Raw genomic sequence first — 3,415 nt, 5'->3', positions numbered from 1 at the left:
TTCATAGCGGCGACGTGACATCAAAGACCTCCAAATCCGAGGCCTTTCAATAACCAATCCATTCAAATAGCTAGCCTATTTATGAGTGCACGGCCTAGTCGGAAGCCAGATATACAAAAAGCGCGATAACCTCTATGGCGCATCCAACTGGCTTGATCGCGATCCCGTTGGCGTCGTCGAGCTGAAAGTAACCGACGCCGCACCCGGGGACAGCGGATGAGACGGATACTGCTGACCGTCATTGCCGTAGTTGTTACTGTTGGTGCCTTGTACGCCATGCAGCATTCGACGCCATATTACAGTGATATCGTTTCGATGGTTAAAGTGAAGGGTGAACAGGGAAAGCCGCTCTCAACTGCCAAATTCACCATAGGTGTTGCGGATAGCTACATAGCAGATCAGTTGGTTACATCGAGTTTCGGAACTGATCGCAATTACACCAGCTCAGGCAAATGGCTGGTGCTCGAAGCTGCGGCCAGAGCGGACAAAGAGAGTATCAATCTGATGTCGGCCTTGTGGCAGGGGCCGAGTGGAGCGCAATATTCGATGAGCCAACGGATCACCAATGCGTGGGGGTTGCTTGGGTCTGAAAGGCTGGAGCCGGGCGTTCCGAGACCCGTTCTCCTCATATTCGAATTGCCGGAACGTGAAATCAACGGTGGCTCTCTTCTCGTGGCAGAAAGCCTGATCACTCCGCTCGCGCAACAGGCGGAGATTCGTATCAATCCTCCCGATGCAAGCCACACCCATCCCGCGATCCTGATCAAGCGCGGTGGTCGCATTCAACCATGGGCGCTGGAGGCGCGATGATGGTGGAACAAGCCCGGCGCGAGAAAAGAAACTTCTGGATCAGCCTCGCACTGCTGTTGTTATTCATTCCGCCTGCGGTTCTGGTCCATTCACGCGGTGGCTATATTGAATGTAAGCGCTGTTTTCAGGCCACGGCTTTGAGATCGTGCGTTGCGGCATAGGCCCAAGGCAGCAGGTCGTCGATCTGGCTATTTGGATGATTGTTGACGATCTTGGTGAGGACGTCTGAGAGATAGGCCAGTGGCTCGACATTGTTGAGCTTTGCCGTCTCGATGAGCGAGGCGATAGTCGCCCAGTGTTCGGCCCCGGCGTCAGAACCGGCAAATAGCGCATTTTTGCGATTGAGGGCAATTGGCCTGATTGACCGTTCGACGACGTTGGAATCGATCTCGATCCGGCCATCGTCGATGAAGCGGGTCAAGCCGTCCCAGCGTGACAAGGCATAGCGGATTGCTTCGGCGAGTTTTGTCTTCTGGCTGATGTAGCCGAGTTGTTCACGCAGCCAGGGAGCGAGGCTGTCGGTAATCGGACGACTTTTTTCCTGACGGGCGACACGACGCTCCTCGTGGGGCCGGCCACGTATCTCTTCTTCGATCCTGTAAAGTTCGCCGATGCGTCGCAGCGCCTCGCTGGCGATGGGTGCCGGACCAGCGGCAGCAAGCTCATAGAAGCGGCGTCGAACGTGGGACCAGCAGAAGGCCAGCGACACGGTGTTCTTTGCCGCGAGCGGGCGATATCCACTGTAGCCGTCTACCTGCAGGATGCCGACGAAGCCGTCGAGATGGGCCATCGGTCGTTCGCCTTTGCGATCTGGCGCATAGACATAGGTGACACCGGGCGGGTCATCGCCCTGCCACGGCCGGTCATCTCGTGCATAAGCCCAAAGCTGGCCGGTCTTGGTTTTGCCACGTCCCGGATCGAGCACCGGGGCCGTCGTCTCGTCGGCGAAGAGCTTGGACGATGACTTCAGATGATCGAGCAGCCGCTGATGGACCGGGCGTAGATGCCAGGCGGCGCGACCGACCCAGTCGGCGAGCGTCGAACGGTCGAGGTCGATGCCCTGACGCTTGTAGATTTGCGCCTGGCGATACAGCGGCAGGTGGTCAGCATATTTAGATACCAGCACCTGGGCGACGGTTGCCTCTGTCGGGATGCCGCCCTCGATCAGCCTTGCCGGGGCCGGAGCCTGGACAACGACTTCTTCACAGGCCCGGCAGGCATACTTCGGGCGGCGCAGCACGAGCACCCGGAATTGGGCGGGCACAAGATCGAGCTTCTCGCTGACATCCTCGCCGATCCGATGCAGGTCGTTGCGGCAGCAGGGGCAGGCATGGTTATCGATATCGACCACGATCTCGACGCGCGGCAGATGCGCTGGCAGTGAACCCCGGTTCGTACGCCGTTTAGCGACCTGCGCCTGGCGCAGAGCAGTCGAGCCTTGTTCCTTCTCTTCCAGCCCGGCAGCCTCGATCTGTTCGGCCTCTTCAAGCCCAAGCAGAAGCTGGTCCTCTGGAAGCGTCTCTGCCCGTCGACCAAAGCGGTGACGCTGTAATTCCTTGATGATCTGCCGCAGGCGGGCATTCTCCGCCTCACGCGAAAGCACCATTGCTTTCAGCGCGTTCAGGTCATCCGGAAGCTCGTCTGCCGTCATCGTCATGGATCGAGAACAGCATATTTTGCCGCTCGGAGCGAGACGCTGAATGGCTCTGATTCAATTGGTCGCGCCCGTTATCCGGCCTTTATCGGCGTGCGCGTTTCGCTCGGCGCATGCACGCGTTTCCAGTCCAATCCTTCGAACAGAGCCGAGAACTGGGCGGCCGTCAGATGCATCACACCGTCTTGCATTCGAGGCCAATGGAACTCGCCATCCTCGATCCGCTTGGCGACCAGGCACACGCCGCTGCCGTCCCAGAAGATCAGCTTGATCCGGTCCGTTCGTTTGGCCCGGAATACGTAGATCGTGCCCGAGAACGGGTCGGCACCCATCTGGGCCTTTACCAATGCCGCCAATCCTTCAGCACCTTTGCGGAAGTCGACAGGCTTGGTGGCGATCATCACTTTTACCGCACCGGACGGGCCAATCACGACTGAGCCTTCAACGCCTGGATGACGGCGGCAATGGTTGCAGCATCGGTGCCAGAGGCAATACGCAGCCAGGCTCCATCAATCCGCAATTCAATGGCCGCCTCCGGAGAAGTTCTTCTTGGCAAACGTGCTTGCCGCGCCCTCTTCGGTTCCGAATTCTCGGGCGACACGACGACTGCTGGTGCAAACATTGGTGCTTGCTCCGGCACCGACAACACATCAAGCGGCTTTCGGGCGAGCCGTCGCCATGTGAACAACTGCTGCGGCGTCAATCCATGCCGCCGCGCCACAGAGCACACCGTGACGCCAGGCTCGCAACTCTCCGCAATGATCTGCGCCTTCTGATCGTCGCTCCATTCGCGACGACGGCCATTGCCTGTGAACACCTCAAACCGGCGTATCGGCTCATCCTTGGATTTAAGCGTAAGTTCTGAAATCGACATATGTCCTAGCCCTCTTTCGAGGTTGAACATCAATGATCAAGCGATGATCCGGAAGGTGGGGTCAGGACAGCGCTTAC

Annotated in this window: 4 protein-coding genes; 1 reads left to right on the top strand and 3 read right to left on the bottom strand. The window is 58.4% G+C overall.

The genetic code is table 11. The annotated features are described in order from the left end of the window. Window positions 1-216: 216 nt before the first annotated feature. A complete protein-coding gene (locus ACTJKP_RS26520) occupies window positions 217-810 on the top strand; it encodes a hypothetical protein (protein ID WP_440632783.1) in 594 nt (197 codons plus the stop codon). A 124-nt stretch (window positions 811-934) separates the two neighbouring features. On the opposite strand, the gene tnpC is transcribed toward ACTJKP_RS26520, so the two are convergent. From tnpC to tnpA, 3 genes are all read right to left on the bottom strand, one after another. After that, complete coding sequence (gene tnpC / locus ACTJKP_RS26515) at window positions 935-2,467, bottom strand: IS66 family transposase (protein WP_121539677.1); 1,533 nt, start codon at window positions 2,465-2,467, stop codon at window positions 935-937. Window positions 2,468-2,538: 71 nt separating this feature from the next. Further along, window positions 2,539-2,895, bottom strand: coding sequence for an IS66 family insertion sequence element accessory protein TnpB (gene tnpB / locus ACTJKP_RS26510; protein WP_109366349.1), 357 nt, complete (start codon window positions 2,893-2,895; stop codon window positions 2,539-2,541). Beyond that, window positions 2,892-3,338 carry an IS66-like element accessory protein TnpA gene (gene tnpA, locus ACTJKP_RS26505; protein WP_181375986.1) on the bottom strand — a complete coding sequence of 149 codons (447 nt, stop codon included), beginning with the start codon at window positions 3,336-3,338 and terminating at the stop codon, window positions 2,892-2,894. Before tnpA ends, tnpB begins: the two co-directional genes overlap by 4 nt. Between the last annotated feature and the right edge of the window lie 77 nt (window positions 3,339-3,415).

The sequence above is a fragment of the Brucella sp. 22210 genome (assembly GCF_052045675.1).
In the GTDB taxonomy this organism is placed as follows: Bacteria; Pseudomonadota; Alphaproteobacteria; order Rhizobiales; family Rhizobiaceae; genus Brucella.
This window is presented reverse-complemented; position numbering and strand designations above follow the sequence as displayed.

Bases quoted from the DNA above. Each gene is read 5' to 3' on its own strand.
- ACTJKP_RS26520 (WP_440632783.1), top strand. From the start codon at position 217: ATGAGACGGATACTGCTGACCGTCATTGCCGTAGTTGTTACTGTTGGT.
- tnpA (WP_181375986.1), bottom strand. From the start codon at position 3,338: ATGTCGATTTCAGAACTTACGCTTAAATCCAAGGATGAGCCGATACGC.
- tnpC (WP_121539677.1), bottom strand. From the start codon at position 2,467: ATGACGATGACGGCAGACGAGCTTCCGGATGACCTGAACGCGCTGAAA.